Source organism: Hymenobacter artigasi, assembly GCF_012275535.1.
GTDB lineage: Bacteria > Bacteroidota > Bacteroidia > Cytophagales > Hymenobacteraceae > Hymenobacter > Hymenobacter artigasi.
The window spans coordinates 308,377-325,577 of the sequence record NZ_JAAVTK010000004.1 but is presented as its reverse complement, the minus strand read 5'-3'; the positions used below and the strand labels follow the sequence as shown (position 1 = coordinate 325,577).

Annotated in this window: 11 protein-coding genes; 9 read left to right on the top strand and 2 right to left on the bottom strand. The window is 61.4% G+C overall.

Going from position 1 to position 17,201, the window contains the following annotated elements; all coding sequences use genetic code 11:
* The first annotated feature begins 33 nt into the window (after positions 1-33).
* The 8 genes from HBN54_RS09560 to tnpA all read left to right on the top strand — a co-directional run bounded on the left by HBN54_RS09560 (position 34) and on the right by tnpA (position 11,497).
* Positions 34-1,527: a hypothetical protein gene (locus HBN54_RS09560; RefSeq protein WP_235955458.1), complete on the top strand. Its 1,494-nt coding sequence runs from the start codon at positions 34-36 to the stop codon at positions 1,525-1,527.
* Positions 1,528-1,583: 56 nt separating this feature from the next.
* Positions 1,584-3,068 (top strand): MFS transporter, encoded by a 1,485-nt coding sequence (locus tag HBN54_RS09555; RefSeq protein WP_168672957.1) that lies wholly within the window; start codon positions 1,584-1,586, stop codon positions 3,066-3,068.
* Positions 3,069-3,161: 93 nt separating this feature from the next.
* Positions 3,162-3,410, top strand: coding sequence for a hypothetical protein (locus HBN54_RS09550; RefSeq protein ID WP_168672708.1), 249 nt, complete (start codon positions 3,162-3,164; stop codon positions 3,408-3,410).
* Positions 3,411-3,515: 105 nt separating this feature from the next.
* On the top strand, positions 3,516-6,335 hold the full coding sequence (locus tag HBN54_RS09545) for a sensor histidine kinase (RefSeq protein ID WP_168672956.1): 2,820 nt from the start codon (positions 3,516-3,518) through the stop codon (positions 6,333-6,335).
* A gap of 57 nt (positions 6,336-6,392) precedes the next feature.
* A complete protein-coding gene (locus HBN54_RS09540; protein WP_168672955.1) occupies positions 6,393-6,770 on the top strand; it encodes a response regulator transcription factor in 378 nt (125 codons plus the stop codon).
* A gap of 106 nt (positions 6,771-6,876) precedes the next feature.
* On the top strand, positions 6,877-8,802 hold the full coding sequence (locus tag HBN54_RS09535; RefSeq protein ID WP_168672954.1) for an AMP-binding protein: 1,926 nt from the start codon (positions 6,877-6,879) through the stop codon (positions 8,800-8,802).
* Between the two features lie 90 nt (positions 8,803-8,892).
* Positions 8,893-10,806, top strand: a complete 1,914-nt coding sequence (gene acs / locus HBN54_RS09530) for an acetate--CoA ligase (RefSeq protein ID WP_168672953.1) — start codon at positions 8,893-8,895, stop codon at positions 10,804-10,806.
* A 232-nt stretch (positions 10,807-11,038) separates the two neighbouring features.
* Positions 11,039-11,497 (top strand): IS200/IS605 family transposase, encoded by a 459-nt coding sequence (gene tnpA / locus HBN54_RS09525; protein WP_168672952.1) that lies wholly within the window; start codon positions 11,039-11,041, stop codon positions 11,495-11,497.
* A 118-nt stretch (positions 11,498-11,615) separates the two neighbouring features.
* Here the strand turns inward: tnpA and HBN54_RS09520 are convergent, their stop codons facing one another.
* A complete protein-coding gene (locus HBN54_RS09520) occupies positions 11,616-13,097 on the bottom strand; it encodes an exonuclease domain-containing protein (RefSeq protein ID WP_210428000.1) in 1,482 nt (493 codons plus the stop codon).
* Between the two features lie 127 nt (positions 13,098-13,224).
* Entirely contained in the window at positions 13,225-14,421 is a 1,197-nt protein-coding gene (locus HBN54_RS09515; protein ID WP_168672950.1) for an AI-2E family transporter, read from the bottom strand.
* A gap of 202 nt (positions 14,422-14,623) precedes the next feature.
* Between HBN54_RS09515 and HBN54_RS09510 the strand changes: the two genes are divergently transcribed.
* Positions 14,624-16,555: a DNA topoisomerase IV subunit B gene (locus HBN54_RS09510; RefSeq protein ID WP_168672949.1), complete on the top strand. Its 1,932-nt coding sequence runs from the start codon at positions 14,624-14,626 to the stop codon at positions 16,553-16,555.
* Positions 16,556-17,201 lie beyond the last annotated feature (646 nt).

Below are 17,201 nucleotides of genomic sequence, written 5' to 3'. Positions count from 1 at the left end.
GCTGCTCTCTTTTCCAACTATTCCCACAAACCCATGCAATTTTCTCGCTACGCGCTGACCCTTACTGCGCTGCTGGCCGCCGAAGCGGTGTCGGCCCAGGTGCAGCCGCCACCCGTCGGTAATCCGACCTCGCCGCCGCCGGCCGCCCCGGCCCCGGCTCCCGCGCCGGCCGCGCCTACCAAGTCGGCTCCCTACGGCGGGGGCCTGAAGATGAACCTCTCGCCCGACGGCTCCAAATACGTGCGAATCCTGCTCTGGACGCAGGTTTATGCCCGCTACACCGAGAACAACACCGGCACGCTGCGCGCCCCCGGCGTACCCAAATCGAGCCAGGTCGATTTCGGCCTGCGCCGCTCGCGCATGGTGGTAATGGCCCAGCTGAACCCCCGGTTCCTGGTGTACACGCACCTGGGCATCAATAACCAGAACGCCGTGAGCGGCGGCGTGGCCCCCACCACCGACGGCAAAAAGCCGCAGTTCTTCATTCACGAAGCCGTGACGGAGTACAAGGTGAACAAGTACCTGAGCCTGGGCGCGGGCCTGCACTACTACAACGGCATCTCGCGCCTCACCAACGCCAGCACTACCAGCATTCTGCCGATGGACCTGCCGCTCACCAACTTCCCCACCATTGAGCAAACCGACCAGTTTGCGCGCTGGCTGGGCATCTACGCCAAAGGCCGCATCGGTAAGTTCGACTACCGCGTGGCCATGGACGACGCTTTCCTGACCAACCAGGCCAGCAACCCGCTCAGCCTGGGCACTACCACGGGTGGGGTGAGCACCGGCACCGGCGTAGCCAACTACAACCCCCAGAATACCAGCCACGTATACCAGGGCTACTTCAGCTATAACTTCCTGGAGCCCGAGGCGAACCTGCTGCCTTACACCCAGGGTACTTACCTGGGCACGAAGCGGGTTTTCAGCATCGGCACGGGCTTTTTGTATAACAAGGACGCCATGTACTCGCGCACGGCCGGCAGCGCCGTCGCCGTGACGCCCGGCGTGGCGGCCGACCCGTTTGGCACCATCGCTACCAATAAGCACGATATGGTGATGCTGGGCTTCGATGCCTTTTACGACGTGCCGCTCGATACGGCTTCCCGCACGGCCATCACGCTCTACGGCGTGTATTACAACTACAACATGGGCCCAAACCACGTGCGCTTTGTGGGGGCCGAGAACCCCGGTTACGGTGCCAGCGCCCTGCGTGGCAACGCCGTCCCACTGTCGGGCACGGGGGGAGTTTTCTACGGGCAGGTGGGCTTCCTGCTGCCTAAGAATACGCTCGGTGCCAAGGCCCGCCTGCAACCCTACATCGCCTACCAGCACGCCAACTACGAGGGCCTGAAAAACAGCGCCGGCGATACCCAGGGCGTGAACATCACCGATGCGGGCCTGAACGTGCTGCTCGATGGCCATAACGCCAAAGTGACCATCAACTACCGCGCCCGGCCCGACTTCACCAACCTGAACGATGTGCAGTACCGCCCCGAAATCTCGCTGCAAACGCAGGTATTCCTGTAGGCCCCGGCTTGTTGCTTCTTCTTGCTTTGCTAACCCTTTTTCTTGACTAAAACAGTATGGAACAGAGTCTAAACCCGCCCTACGTGGCTGACACTGCGGTTGCGCACGATAACAACACCACCTCCACCAGCACCATCTGGAAGGTTATCACGGCCTCGTCGGTAGGCACGGTCATCGAGTGGTACGACTTTTACATTTTCGGTTCGCTGGCGGCTATCATCGGGCCGGTGCTGTTTGGCTCGAAAGGCAAGATTGAAGACACGCTGCTGGGGGCGCTGGCCGTATTTGGGGCTGGTTTCGTGGTGCGGCCATTCGGGGCCATGTTCTTTGGCCGGCTCGGCGACATGATTGGCCGCAAGTATACCTTTCTCGTTACGCTGCTGATTATGGGCGGGGCCACGTTTATCACCGGCCTTATCCCGAGTTACGACAAAATCGGGCTGGCCGCGCCGGCCATTGTGGTGGTGCTGCGCCTGTTGCAGGGCCTGGCCCTGGGCGGCGAATACGGCGGGGCCGCGACCTACGTGGCCGAGTATGCCCCCGATGCCAAGCGGGGCTACTTCACCAGCTTTATCCAGATAACGGCTACCGGCGGCCTCATCCTCAGCATTTCGGTTATTCTCATCACCCGCAAGCTGATGGGGGAGGATGCGTTTAAGGAGTGGGGCTGGCGCATTCCGTTCCTGCTTTCGGGCTTCCTGTTGGTGGCTTCGTACTACATCCGCCGCCAGCTGCACGAGTCGCCGCTGTTTGCCAAGGCCAAGGCCACTGGCACCACCAGCAAAAGCCCCCTGCGCGATTCGTTCATGAACCCCGTGAACCGTCGCCTCGTCCTCATCGCCCTCTTTGGCGTGACCATGGGCCAGGGCGTTATTTTCTACACCAGCCAGTTTCAAGCCTTCACATTCATGAATGCCACGCTTAAGCTCGACATCGTGAATTCCAGTATCGTGATGGTGGTGGCCATGCTGCTGGGCACGCCGCTGTTCGTGTACTTCGGCTCGCTGTCCGACCGCATTGGCCGCAAGCGCATCATCATGACCGGTATGATTTGCGGAGCCCTGTTCACCGTTCCGCTTTTTTATGGCCTGAAGGCGTTTGCCGGACCACTCTCGGAAATTACGCCCGCCACGGTAGATGCCGCCGGCAAAGCCGTGCCCGCCGTGATGAAGGCCCTCACGCCCAACATCCCGGGCATGATTGCCATGGTGTTCTGCCTCGTTACGTTCGTAACGATGGTGTACGGCCCCATCGCGGCTTACCTGGTCGAGCTGTTCCCGACCAGCGTGCGCTACACCTCCCTGTCGGTGCCGTACCACATTGGTAACGGCGTGTTTGGCGGCTTTGTGCCCCTCATTGCCACGTCCATCGGCGTGTGGGCCGCCGCCCAGCCGGCCGGCACCTTCGCCAAAGAGCATAGCAGTCTGTTGGGCCTGGTTTACCCGGTCACCATTGCCCTCATCTGTTTCATCATTGGTATGGCCCTGATGAAGGACGTGCGCAACGTGAAGCTGATTGACGAGCAGCAGCCCGCCGCTTAACCCGTTCGCGCGCTGCGACCAGGTGAAAGTCCGCCGGGCCCCGCGCCCGGCGGACTTTTTCTTAGATTGGCCATCCCAAGCTGCCCCGCTATCATGTCCGACGCTCCCGATAACTCCCTGCCCAATCTCGTGCCCGCCGACCGCCCCGCGCCGCGCCGGGGGCCGCGCCTGCTGTTCATCGCGGTGCTGTTCGGGGTGCTGCTCAATTACCCGCTGCTGGGCTTGTTCGACCACGACGGGCGCGTGGGCGGCGTGCCGGTACTGTACCTCTATGTGCTGCTGACCTGGATTGCGCTGGTAGGCTTAACCGCCTGGCTGACGCGAGGAGGAATTAAAAATTAAGAAGGCAGAATTAAAAATGGAAGTTAGGTCTGTACTCAACCCAAACAGATGCACTTATTACACCCTGAATTTTTAATTCTTAATTCATAATTTTTAATTAAAAAAATGTCCAGGCTGCTCGTCATCGGCTTTTCCTTCGGCTACCTGGTCCTGCTTTTCGGCGTGGCCTACGCCGCCGAGCGCCGTTCGGCCGCCCGGAAAAGCCTGGTGAGCAACCCCTACGTGTACGCCCTGAGCATGGCCGTGTACTGCACGGCCTGGACGTACTACGGCTCGGTGGGCCGGGCCGCGCACAACGGGCTGGAGTTTGTGGGCATTTACCTGGGGCCCACGCTGCTGGCCCCGGTGTGGTGGCTGGTGCTGCGCAAGATTATCCGCGTGAGCCGGCAGCAGCGGCTCACCTCCATTGCCGATTTTATTTCGGCCCGCTATGGCAAGAGCGCGGCGTTGGGCGCGCTGGTTACGGTGGTGTGCGTGCTGGGCATTGTGCCCTACATCGCCCTGCAAATCAAAGCAATTGCGGCTTCGTTCGTCACCCTTACCGGGAGTGGCGCGGGCGTGGGCGGCCCGGCCGATACCACGGCCCTCTACACCACGAGCGCGCTGGCGGTGTTCACCATCCTGTTCGGGGTGCGCTCGGTAGAGGCTACCGAGCGGCACGAGGGCATTGTGCTGGCCGTGGCCGTGGAAAGCGTGCTGAAGCTGGTGGCATTTCTGGTGCTGGGGGCTTTCGTCACGTTTGGGCTGTTTCACGGCTTCACCGACGTGTTCGACCAGGCGGCGGCCGTGCCGGCCCTGCGGCAGCTGTTCACACTGCGCGGCTCGGGTACGAGCGGGGCCGAGTGGTTCACGCTGCTCGTGCTCAGCATGTCGGCCATTCTGCTGCTGCCCCGGCAGTTTCAGGTGGCGGTGGTGGAGAACGTGGACGAAAACCACCTGCGCAAGGCCATGTGGCTGTTTCCGCTCTACCTCATCATCATCAACCTGTTTGTGCTGCCGGTGGCCTTTGGGGGCATGCTGAAGCTGGGCCACACGGGCATCGACGCCGATACCTACGTGCTGGCCCTGCCGCTGGCGGCGGGGCATTCGTGGCTGGCGCTGCTCACGTACCTGGGGGGCTTGTCGGCGGCCAGCAGCATGATTATCGTCGAAACCATTGCCCTGAGCGTGATGATGAGCAACCACTTGCTGATGCCGGTACTGGTGCGCGTGCCCTCGGCCCGGCCCGAAGGCCAGACGCGCTGGTTTGCCTACCTGGGCCGCGTTGCCCTCGAAAGCCGCCGCTTGGCCGTAGTGCTGGTGCTGCTGCTGTCCTACGGCTACTACGCCGAGGTGGGCAAAGCCCTGCCGCTGGTGAATACCGGTCTGGTATCGTTCGCGGCGGTGGCGCAGTTTGTGCCCGCCGTGCTGGGCGGGCTGTACTGGAAGGGCGGGACCCGGCGCGGGGCCACAGTGGGGCTGCTGGCGGGGTTTGCGGTGTGGTTTTTCACGCTGGTGCTGCCCACGCTGGTAGGGCCGGGGCGGCTGCCCGAGTCCATTCTGACCGAGGGCCTGGGCGGCATCAGCGGCTTGCGGCCGTTTTCGCTCTTTGGGCTCGATGGGCTCGATTACCTCTCGCACGGGCTGTTCTGGAGCTGGTTTTTCAATATCGGCCTCTACGTGGGCCTCTCGCTGGCCTGGCCGCCCACGGCGCTGGAGCTGCGGCAGGCCGACGTGTTCGTGGACGTATTCACGCGTCGCAGCCTGGCCGAGGAAGTGGCCGGCTGGCAGGGCCGCACCCCATTTCCCGACGTGCGTGCCCTACTGCTCGGCTTCCTCGGGAAGAAGCGCACCAACCAGGCCCTGCGCACCTTCGCCACACGGTTCCCCGACGCAATGCCGCCTTCACCTTCGGAGGAACTCACCACCTCACCACCTCACCACCTCACCACGGCCGACCCGCGCCTGCTCACCTACGCCGAGAAGCTGCTGGCCGGCAGCCTGGGCCCGGCCAGCGCCCGCATGCTGGTGGCCTCGGTGGCCGGGGCCGAGCAAATCAGCTACGACAGCGTGGTGGGCATTCTCAAGGAAAGCCAGCAATTGCTCGAAGCCAACCGCCAGCTGCAGAAGCAGAGCCGCCAGCTCCAGCGCCTCACCGACGAGCTGCGCGCCGCCTACGACCAGCTGCAGGCCCTCGACCACCGCAAAGACGAATTTCTCTACACTGTGACGCACGAACTGCGCACGCCGCTTACCAGCATCCGCGCGCTGGCCGAAATTCTGGCCGATAACCCCGATTTGGAGGAGGAGGAGCGCCTGCGCTTTCAGCTCACCATCGGCCGCGAGGCCGAGCGCCTCACCCGCCTCATCTCCCTGGTGCTCGATTTGGAGAAGTTTGAAAGCGGCCAAGCCACCCTCGACCGCGCCCCGATAGCAGTGAACGAGCTGGTGGCCGAAGCTCTCGACATTGTAGGCCAGCTGCTGCGCGACAAGCACATCGCCCTGCACGTCGACGTGCCCGCCGACCTGCCCGTGCTCCACGCCGACCGCGACCGCCTGATGCAGGTGCTCGTCAACCTGCTTTCCAACGCCATCAAAGCCTGCCGGCCCGACGGCCAGGGCCGCATCGCGGTACTGGCCTGGCCCACCGCCGATGTGCTCCTGCTTTGCGTGGAAGACAACGGCCGGGGCATCTCGCCCGCCGCCCAGCACCTCATCTTCGACAAGTTCTACCAGGCCCAGCACCAGACCACCCGCAAGCCCGAAGGCACCGGCCTGGGCTTGGCCATCACCCGCAAAATTGTAGAGCTGCACCACGGCCGCATCTGGGTCGAAAGCAGCCTGGAGCAGGGGGCCCGCTTCTTCATCGAGCTGCCGCTGGCGGGAAGCGGTCCGGAAGAAACGGAGTACGACCCGAAACGTCATGTAGCGCGGAGCGAAGCATGACCATTTACTACCCTTGCCCACCCCGTGCCTATTGTTCTCTTTCCTGCCTCACCACCCATGAAAACGCCCCACATTCTCATTGTCGATGATGAGCCCAACATCGTCATGTCGCTCGAATTTCTGATGCGCAAGAATGGCTTCCAGGTCGGCATTGCCCGCAACGGTACCGAAGCCCTGGCCGCCATCGACCAGACCGCCTACGACCTCATTCTGCTGGACATCATGATGCCCGATGTTGATGGCCTGCAGGTGTGCCGCCAGCTGCGCCAGCGCCCCGACCGCGCCGGTACCAAGGTCATTTTCCTCTCGGCCAAAAGCCGTGAGGCCGACGTGCAGAAGGGCTATGAAGTCGGGGCCGATTTATACATTCCCAAGCCGTTCAGCACCCGCCAGCTCATGGAGAAAGTGCGGGAGCTGCTGGGCGTGGCGACGTAACGTTCCCGTAGCACATGCTTTAGCTTGTGCTCGCGTGCCGAATCCGTTCAACGCCGCACAAGCTAAAGCATGTGCTACATCCCACCACCCCCAAATCCCACCCGCTATGAAACCAGCCTGCTCTTACGCCGCCACCCACGCCGCCAGTCTGGCCGACCCGGCCGGGTTCTGGACTGCCCAGGCCGCCCACCTGCACTGGGACAAAAAGCCCACCGAACCTCTCAGCCAGGATGCTAACGGCTTCTACCGCTGGTTCAAAGGCGGCGAGCTGAACACCAGCTTTCTCTGCCTCGACTGGCAGGTGGAGCAGGGCCGTGCCCACCAGCCGGCCCTGATTTACGACTCGCCCGTGACCCACACCCAGCGCACCTACACCTACGCCGAGTTGCTGGACCTTACTGCCCGCCTGGCCGGCGGCCTGCGCGCGCTGGGCGTGGAAATGGGCGACCGCGTCCTCATCTACATGCCCAACATGCCCGAGGCCGTGGTGGCCATGCTGGCCTGCGCCCGCCTCGGGGCCGTGCATTCGGTGGTGTTTGGAGGGTTCGCGCCGCACGAGCTGGCGGTGAGAATAGACGATGCCCGGCCCCGCGTTATCATCTGCGCTTCGGGCGGCATGGAGTTCGACCGCGTGATTCCCTACAAGCCGCTGGTGGAGGAAGCCTTGGCCAAAGCCACCTTCCAGCCAGACCATGTCGTGGTGTGCCAGCGCGATTTCGTGACCGCCGAGATGCAGCCCGGCCGCGACCTCGACTACCAGGAATTGCTGCGCGCCGCCCCGGTTCCCGCCGTGTCCTTGCCCGCCACGCACCCGCTCTACATCCTGTATACCAGCGGCACCACTGGCCGGCCAAAGGGCGTGGTGCGCGACCACGGCGGCCACGCCGTAGCCCTGTTCTTCAGCATGAAAACCGTGTATGACCTCGCGCCCGGCGAGGTCATCTTCTCCGCTTCGGATATTGGCTGGGCCGTGGGGCATTCCTACATCGTGTACGGGCCGCTACTGCGGGGCTGCACCTCCGTGCTCTTCGAAGGCAAGCCCGTACGCACGCCCGATGCCGGCACCTTCTGGCGCATTGTGGCGCAGTACCGCGTCAACGCGATGTTCACCGCGCCCACCGCCATCCGGGCCATCAAGAAGGAAGACCCGGAAGGGCTGCTGGCCAAAAAGTGCGACCTGAGCAGCCTGCGCCACCTTTTCCTGGCCGGCGAGCGCTGCGACCCCGCTACCTACGCCTGGGCCGGCCACCTACTGGGCGTGCCGGTAGTGGACCATTGGTGGCAAACCGAAAGCGGCTGGCCCATGCTGGCCACGCTGGCCGGGCTGGAAGAAATGCCCGCCCCCCGCGCCGGCAGTGCCGGCCACCCTGTGCCTGGCTACGACGTGCATATCCTGGACGAGGCCGGCCAGCCCGTGCCCGCCGGCACCACCGGCCTGGTGGCGGTGAAGCTGCCGCTGCCTCCTGGCTGCTTCCCCACGCTCTGGAACGACGACGTCCGCTTCCGCGAAGCCTACCTCAGTGCCTACCCCGGCTACTACCTCAGCGGCGACGGGGGCTACCGCGACGACGATGGCTACACCTACATCATGGGCCGCGTCGATGACGTCATCAACGTGGCCGGCCACCGCCTCAGCACCGGCGAGATTGAGGAAATCCTGGCCGCCCACCCGGCCGTAGCCGAATGCGCCGTATTGGGCATCGCCGACCAGCTGCGCGGCCAGGTGCCCGTGGGCTTGGTGGTGCTGAAAGACGGCCAGACGATAGGAGAGGAGCAGCTCGAAAAAGACTTGGTGGCCAACGTGCGCGCCCAAATCGGGGCATTGGCCTGCTTCCGCGCCGCGCTGGTGGTGAAGCGCCTACCCAAAACCCGCTCCGGCAAAATCCTTCGCAAAACCATGCGCCAGCTCGCCGACGGCGAAGATTTTACCCTGCCCGCCACCATCGACGACCCCCTGATTCTGGATGAAATCCGCGCCGACCTACAGCGGCGCGGCCTGGGGTTGGCTTTCACGGCCAAAGCCTCCGCCTAGCGCACCGCACCGCGCCAAGCCGAGGGCAAGCCCCATCTGCTGCCCCTTGCCAACTCCTAACTCTCAACTCCTAACTCCTAACTCAAAAAAATGTCTGCAATCCGAACCCGTACCCTCGAAGAATACCACGCCGACTACCAGCAGTCTGTGGCCGACCCCGATGCCTTCTGGGCCGCCGCTGCGGAGCCCTTCACCTGGCGCAAAAAGTGGGATACCGTGCGCAGCGGCGAGTTTTCGCCCGCCGGCGAAAGCCGTTGGTTTGATGGGGCCACCCTCAACCTCACCGAAAACTGTCTCGACCGCCACCTCGAGCAGCGCGCCAACAAGCTGGCCATCATCTTCGAGCCCAACGACCCCAAAACCCGCCACCTGCGCCTCACCTACCGCGAGCTGCACACGCAAGTGTGCCAGTTTGCCAATGTGTTGAAGAAAAATGGCGTGCAGAAGGGCGACCGCGTGGTGCTCTACATGCCCATGATTCCGAGCCTGGCCATTGCCGTGCTGGCCTGTGCCCGCATTGGGGCGGTGCACGGCGTCATTTTCGCCGGTTTCTCAGCCACCGCCATCGCCGACCGTATCAACGACGCCCAGGCGGCCTTCGTGCTCACCGCCGATGCCCTGGAGCGCGGGCCCAAGCAAATTCCCGTCAAGAGCGTGGTCGATGAGGCCCTGGAGTTCTGCCCCAGCGTGCGCCGCGTTATCGTGATAGAGCACACCGGCTGGCCCGTGCAGCTGAAGGAAGGCCGCGACGTGTGGTACCACGACGAGGTGAAGGACGTGTCCAAGGACTGCCCGGCCGAGGAAATGGCCGCCGAAGACCCGCTCTTCATCCTCTACACCAGTGGCAGCACCGGCAAGCCCAAAGGCGTGGTGCACAGCCAAGCCGGCTACATGGTCTGGGCCGATTACACCTTCCGCAACGTGTTTCAGGTGGAAGAGAACGACGTGTACTGGTGCACTGCCGACATCGGCTGGGTCACGGGGCACACCTACGGCCTCTATGGTCCGCTGCTGGCCGGCAGCACCACGCTGCTGTTTGAGGGCGTACCCACGTTCCCATCGGCGGGCCGCTTCTGGGAGGTGATTGACAAGCACCACGTTACCATTTTCTACACCGCACCCACGGCCATCCGCAGCCTCATGGCCACGCCCATTGATAACGTGCTGTCGTACTCGCTCAGCAGCCTGCGCATTCTCGGGTCGGTGGGCGAGCCCATCAACGAAGAGGCCTGGCACTGGTACCACCAGCACGTGGGCAAGGGCCGCTGCCCCATCGTGGACACCTGGTGGCAAACCGAAACCGGCGGCATCATGATTTCGGCAATGGCCGGCATCACGCCCAGCGTGCCCGCCCGCGCCGGCCTGCCGCTGCCCGGCGTGCAGCCCGTGCTCCTGAACCAGGACGGCACCGAAATCGAAGGCAACGACCAGGAAGGCTACCTGGCCATCAAAGGCAGTTGGCCGGGCGTCATCCGCACCACCTGGGGCGACCACGAGCGCGCCCGCCAAACGTATTTCACGCCCTATCCCGGCTACTACTTCACCGGCGATGGGGCCCGCCGCGACGAAAACGGCCTCTACCGCATCATCGGCCGCGTCGATGACGTCATCAACGTTTCGGGCCACCGCTTCGGCACTGCCGAAATCGAAAACGCCATTAACCAAAGCGACTACGTGGTGGAAAGCGCCGTGGTGGGCTACCCGCACGACGTAAAAGGCCAGGGCATCTACGCCTACGTCATCTGCAAAAACGGCGTGCCCACCACCGACCTCGACCTGCAAATGGCCGAAGCCAGCATCATCGAAGCCGTGGTGGCCGAAATAGGCCGCATCGCCAAGCCCGACAAGATTCAAATCGTATCGGGCCTGCCCAAAACCCGCTCCGGCAAAATCATGCGCCGCATCCTGCGCAAAGTGGCCGAAGGCGAAACCAGCAACCTCGGCGACGTAACCACGCTGCTCGACCCGCTGGTGGTGGAGGAGATTCTGGCGGGGAAGAAATAAATCCTCCACTACATTTGAAACGGGCCGCTGAACCAGTTTCGGCGGCCCGTTTTTTTGATTGTTGGTTTCTGGCGATTTCGCCTCATTGCCGCTTCTTTGCCTTTGCCCGGCGTTTTAGCGAAGGGTTAACCAATATTTTCGCTTCATTGCCGCTTCTATCCTTTGCCCGGTGCTTTAGCGCCGGGTTAACCAGCAATATTTTATCGGGCTTTAGCCCTTCCCATCGCATGCTATGCCTTACACCGCTATCTGGATTCACGCGGTTTGGGCCACCCATCAGCGTCATCCCTGGCTTACCGCTGCCATTCGCACTACCTTGTATCAGCATATGCGCGAGCAGGCTAACCGCCAGAATATTCGCCTTACCGATGTGAATGGCTTCGCCGACCACGTCCACATCCTCTTCGCCCTCGCTCCCGACCAAACCCTGGCGAAAGTCATTCAATTGCTCAAGGGAGAGTCCAGCCATTGGCTAAATCAGCAGGGCTTTATCGCATCCGGACCATTCCGCTGGCAGTCAGAATACTGGGCCGGCTCTGTCAGCCCTTCCGGGCTGGCGCGGGTACGGGCATACATTGCCGGCCAGGAAACGCACCACCAATCCATGAGCTTTACTGAAGAATGCGAGCTTCTTTTTAAAGGGCTGGAAATTGCGCCGGACGTAACTGGCTCGGAATCCAGCAAGGGCTAAAGCCCCGTGAAAAGTAAATGCCTCAATCCCGGCGCTAAAGCGCCGGGCAAAGTGTGGGGCCGAATGCAAATCGGGACTTCATATAACACTGGCCTATTCTACCGTGAAATAACTCAGCTCATCCAAAAACCTTCACCCGCTCGCCCTTGCGCTTGGTGCGCAGGTGGTTGCGGATAATCTGCTGCACGTCCTTATTATCAGTATAGCCCTTAATTACATCCCGAAAATCGGCCAGTTTGCGCGCCGAGAACGTTTCATCTACGTAGCCGAAGCCGCAGTAGCGGCCATTTTCCACCAGCACGATGCTCTTTTCCAGTTCCGTGCGGCCCGGGCCGATGACTACGAACGATTCGTGCTCGTAGCTGATGCTGTCGATGGCCTCGTCCACGCGCAGGTTGTAGCTCTCGGGCGGCTCCTGGCCCACGCAGGCCCCCTGGCAGCGGTGCACTTGGTAGTCGAAGCACGCGCCGGGCGTTTTATACAACCCGCACAGCTTCTGGCAGAGGTTGTACTTGGCCACTTTATGGTACAGAAATCCCTGCGCCTTGTATTGGTTGCCGAGCGCGATAATGGGAATTTCGGCGTTGCGGGCATCGGCGCGGCCATAGGCCAGCACCTTGTAGCCGTCCTCGTTGGTGCGCAGGTAGATGCCCGCCGGAAATACCGAGCGCCGCTGCGCCCGGTTGTAGGCCGGTTTCATCTGCTTAATCAGGTGCGACTCATACAGCAATGCCACCAGCTCCGAACCGGTCAGCTCCCAGGTAATGTCAGCAATGGAATTCTTAAATTCCAGGCTCTTGCGCGACTTCACATCAATGGCAAAATGCTGCTGAATGCGCTTGTAGATATTGATGCTTTTGCCCACGTAAATCACTTCCCCGGCCTCGTTGTGGAAGTAGTACACGCCCGTGGCCTGCGGCAGGCTGGCTACTACCGCCGCCGGCAGCAGCGGCGGCATCAGCGCCTCCCGAATGGCGGTTTGCACGGCGGCCACACGCTTGGGCGAGGGCTTTTTGGCGCTGGCCGCCTGGCCGGAAGGAGCCAGGGCATCCACGCGGGCCAGGGTGTGGCTGGTGTCGGTGCCGTGGGGGAGGTCCTCGGTTTCGGTGGTGATTTTGAGGAGCTTGCCGAAGAGCAGGGCAGTGGCGTGGGCATCGCCGGCGGCGCGGTGCCGCCCTTCGAGCGGGATGCCGATGCTCTGGCACAGCTTGCCCAGGCTGTAGCTGGGCTGGCCCGGGATGAGGCTGCGCGACAGGCGCACGGTGCACAGCGTTTTGCGCGAGTAGTTATAGCCGAGGTCGGCAAATTCCTTCTTCAGAAATGAGTAGTCAAAGCGCACGTTGTGGGCCACGAACACGCAGCCTTCGGTCATTTCCACCACCTTGCGGGCCACTTCGTGGAACTTGGGCGCGTCACTCACCATGTCGTTGGTGATGCCCGTGAGCTGGGTGATGAACGGCGGAATGCTCCGGCCGGGGTTGAGCAGCGTAGCGTACTCGTCCACAATCTTCTCCCCGTCGTGAATGTAGATGGCTATTTCGGTGATGCGGTCCTGGGTGGGCTGCCCGCCGGTGGTTTCAAGGTCGATGATGGCGTACAAAGCGCGGCACGGAAGGTGGTCAGAAAGGAAAGCTAACAAACTTAGCCCGGTAGAAGGTTGCATGTGCCGTAACGTGGTTCTAGCCCGCGCACGAAATAGCCAGCCACTCGCGGACTAAAAGTCCGCGCTACATCCGCTTTATCATGCGCCAGGCCTTCGCAAAAAAGCCCGGCTTGTCGTCCGAGGTGTCGTTTTGCGTGTCCTCGCCATCGGTCACGTCGCCGAGCAGAAAGCCCCAGGGCTCGGTGGCTTTGCTGGCATCGAACACCACTTTGAGCACCGCTACCAGCGGAATGCTCAGAATCATGCCCGGCGTGCCCCACAGCTCGCCGCCCAAAATCAAGGCAACGATGGCGGCCATGGGGTTAATGCTCACTTTCGAGCCCGTAATCATGGGCGTGATGAAGTTGCCTTCCAGAAACTGCACGAACATAAACACGCCCACCACGGCCGCCGCCTTGCCCGGCGAGCCGGTTTCGACCAGCGTCACCAGCGCCGGAATGGCCGAGCCCACCATGATGCCGATGTAGGGAATAACGGCCAGCACGGAAGCAAACACGGCAAAGAAAATGGCGAATTTCACCCCCAGCAGCAGCAGCCCGATGCCATTGAGCACCGACACCACCACAATCACCGTGAGTAGCCCCTGAATATAGGCCTGCACCACGGTCTGAATGCTGTCCATGGTATGCAGCACGGTGGTGCGCTTGTCGGGGGCCACGAAGCGGAACATAAACTGCCGCATGTGGTCGCGGTAATACAAAAAGCAGAAAATATAAATCGGAATCAGCGTGGTTACGCTCAGCACGGCGGCCGTCATGCTGAGCGTGGAGCCCAGGTAGCCGCCCGCCGATTTCTTCACCGATTTCATCGACGAGTCAATCAATTCGTCCTTGCTCATGGGGTGGTAGCCGAACTTCTCGCTGGCCCATTGCTGAATCTGGTCGAAGTACACCAGTGATTTTGCCTGGAGCTTGGGCAGCTCGTCGCGCAGCGTCATCAGCTGCGTGCCGAAAAGGTAGAACAAACCCACCAGCGCCGCCACTAGCAGCAGCAGCGTCACAATAATGGCCCAGATGCGCGTGAATTTCCACTTTTCCAGCCGCAGCACCAGCGGCAGCAGTAGCACTGCCAGCAGCCCGGCAAAGAGGATGGGCAGCAGCACGCCATCCAGCTTATGCAGCACATACACCAGCAGCGACAACCCAATCAGGAGAAAAGTATAGTGGATTACCGGCGACTGCTTCACCTCGGCCGGTGCCTGGTTTTGGGCGGGCGTGGGCAAGTTGCGCGGCTGGTTGATGAGATTGGGGCGGGGAAACATATTCGTTGGGCGATAAGCAGTAGGAGGGAAGCAGAAAAACGGGCGACTGGCCCCCCGGCCCGTGAACCGGGACGGTAGCAGTGCTGTTGAAAACTAAATAATTTGGCGGGACTGGCTAAGCTTACTGGCAGCAGTGGGCTTGCCATGCCGCTGTTTTCTGCGTTATTTTACCCCAGAACTGCCCTCCTTACGGATTTTTTAGATGAACGACGAACAATTGCCGCTCGCCCCGGCCGCCGCCGACCACGGCTACAACGAAGACAGTATCCGCTCGCTGGACTGGCGCGAGCACATTCGCCTGCGGCCCGGCATGTACATCGGCAAGCTCGGCGACGGCTCGGCGTACGACGACGGCATTTATGTGCTCGTGAAGGAAGTCGTCGATAACTGCATCGATGAGTACGTGATGGGCCACGGCCGCACCATCGACATCAAAATTTCCGACAGCCGGGTGCAGGTGCGCGACTACGGCCGGGGCATTCCGCTGGGCAAGGTGGTCGATGTGGTGAGCAAAATCAACACCGGCGGCAAGTACGATAGTAAGGTATTTCAAAAGTCGGTGGGCCTCAACGGCGTGGGCACCAAGGCCGTGAACGCCCTCAGCGGTTACTTCCTTGTCCAGAGCGTGCGTGAGGGCATCCTTAAGGCCGCCGAGTTTGCCCAGGGCAACCTGGTGGGCGACCCCAAGCCCACCAAAACCAGCCAGCGCAACGGCACGCTCGTCACGTTCCAGCCCGACGATACGATTTTCAAGAACTACCGCTTCATTCCGGAGTACCTCGAAAATCAAATCTGGAACTACGTTTACCTCAACGCTGGCCTCACCATCAACTTCAACGGCCAGAAGTATTACTCCGAAAACGGCCTGCTCGACCTGCTCGCCCGCAAGGCCGACGTGGAGCACCTGCGCTACCCCATCATCCACCTCAAAGCCCCGGATATTGAGATGGCCATGACCCATGGCAACGACTACGGCGAGGAGTATTACTCGTTCGTGAACGGCCAGTACACCACCCAGGGCGGCACCCACCTGGCTGCCTTCCGCGAGGCCGTGGTGAAGGCCGTGCGCGAGTTCTACAAGAAGGACTACGACGCGGCCGACATCCGGGCCAGCATCATCGCCGCCATTTCGGTGCGGGTGCAGGAGCCGGTTTTTGAAAGCCAAACTAAAACCAAGCTCGGCAGCGTGAACATGGGCGAGGACGGCCCCACCGTGCGCGGCTTCATCCTCGATTTCGTCAAGGAGCACCTCGATAACTACCTGCACAAAAACGCGCTGGTGGCCGAAGCCCTGCGCAAGCGCATCGAGCAGAGCGAGCGGGAGCGCAAGGACATGGCCGGCGTGAAAAAACTCGCCAACCAGCGCGCCAAAAAAGCCAACCTGCACAACCGTAAGCTGCGCGACTGCCGCTTCCATCTGGGCGAAAACGCCAAGGACGGGGCCGAAAAGGAGCTGCTTACCACGCTCTTCATCACCGAGGGCGACTCCGCGTCGGGCAGCATCACCAAGAGCCGCAACGTGGAGCTGGAGGCCGTATTCAGCCTGCGTGGCAAGCCGCTGAACTGCTTCGGGCTCAAGAAAAAAATCGTGTACGAGAACGAGGAGCTGAACCTGCTCCAGCACGCGCTCAACATTGAAGAAGGCATTGAGCACCTGCGCTATAACCGCGTGGTGGTGGCCACCGATGCCGACGTCGACGGCATGCACATCCGGCTGCTGCTGCTCACGTTCTTCCTGCAGTTCTTCCCCGATTTGGTGCGCAACGGCCACGTTTTCATCCTCGAAACGCCGCTCTTCCGCGTCCGCAACAAGAAAGAAACTATTTACTGCTACAACGAAAGCGAGAAGCAGGCCGCCATGCGCAAGCTGGGCAAAAACCCCGAAATCACTCGTTTTAAGGGACTGGGCGAGATTTCGCCGGATGAATTCGGCAAGTTCATCGGCGAAAACATCAAGCTGGAACCCGTCATTTTGCAATCCGACCGCAGCATCCAGCAGGTGCTCACCTACTACATGGGCAAGAACACGCCTGCCCGCCAGGAATTCATCATTGAAAACCTGCGCCTCGAAAAAGACCTGATTACCTCCGACGTGCTGCCCGTGGCCGAAGTAGCCGAAGCTGATTTGGCCTAAACAACAAATGCGCTAGCTGTCCCATTTCTGGAAAAATGCCCGATAAGCACAACTGTTAGCTTCGTAAAATTTCCCTGAATGAGTACTTGATGTTTGGGAATAATTTTTTTTTGTGTACGTTTGCCTTGTCGCCTAGGGGTAGACTAGTCGACACATTCCACGGAAAAGCCCGAGCCCTTGGTTCGGGCTTTTTTCTTTTTGCGCTGGCCGGCCGCTGTGCAGGTATCCACCAACCCGGAGGAAGACAGCCGTTGGCTAGTTTATTTAGTTTGGTTTCTGGTGATAAAAAGCCGAAGTTTGGCTTTGTGGGTGCGTTGCTATTCGATGGGGCGTATTCCTGGTAGCCCTGGTTCGCTAAGAATCTTGGGAACTTTCCGGCCCCGGCCGGAATTGTAATTTATTGCGCTCCGCGCTGATTCCGGTATTTTTGACGGCAGTACGCCGACCTCATTCGCTTCCCCCCGTGGCTTCTCTCGATACTCCCAACTCCGACGCTCCCGACCAAGATTATTTACAGCCCGGCGACTCGGTGAATTTTGACCTGTCGGCTTTTTCGCCGGCCGCCGATGCCGATGCCGAAGAGCCCACCAGCTTTGCCGCGCTGGATGCCGCCGAAGGCACCACTGCCGACGATGCACCGCCCGCG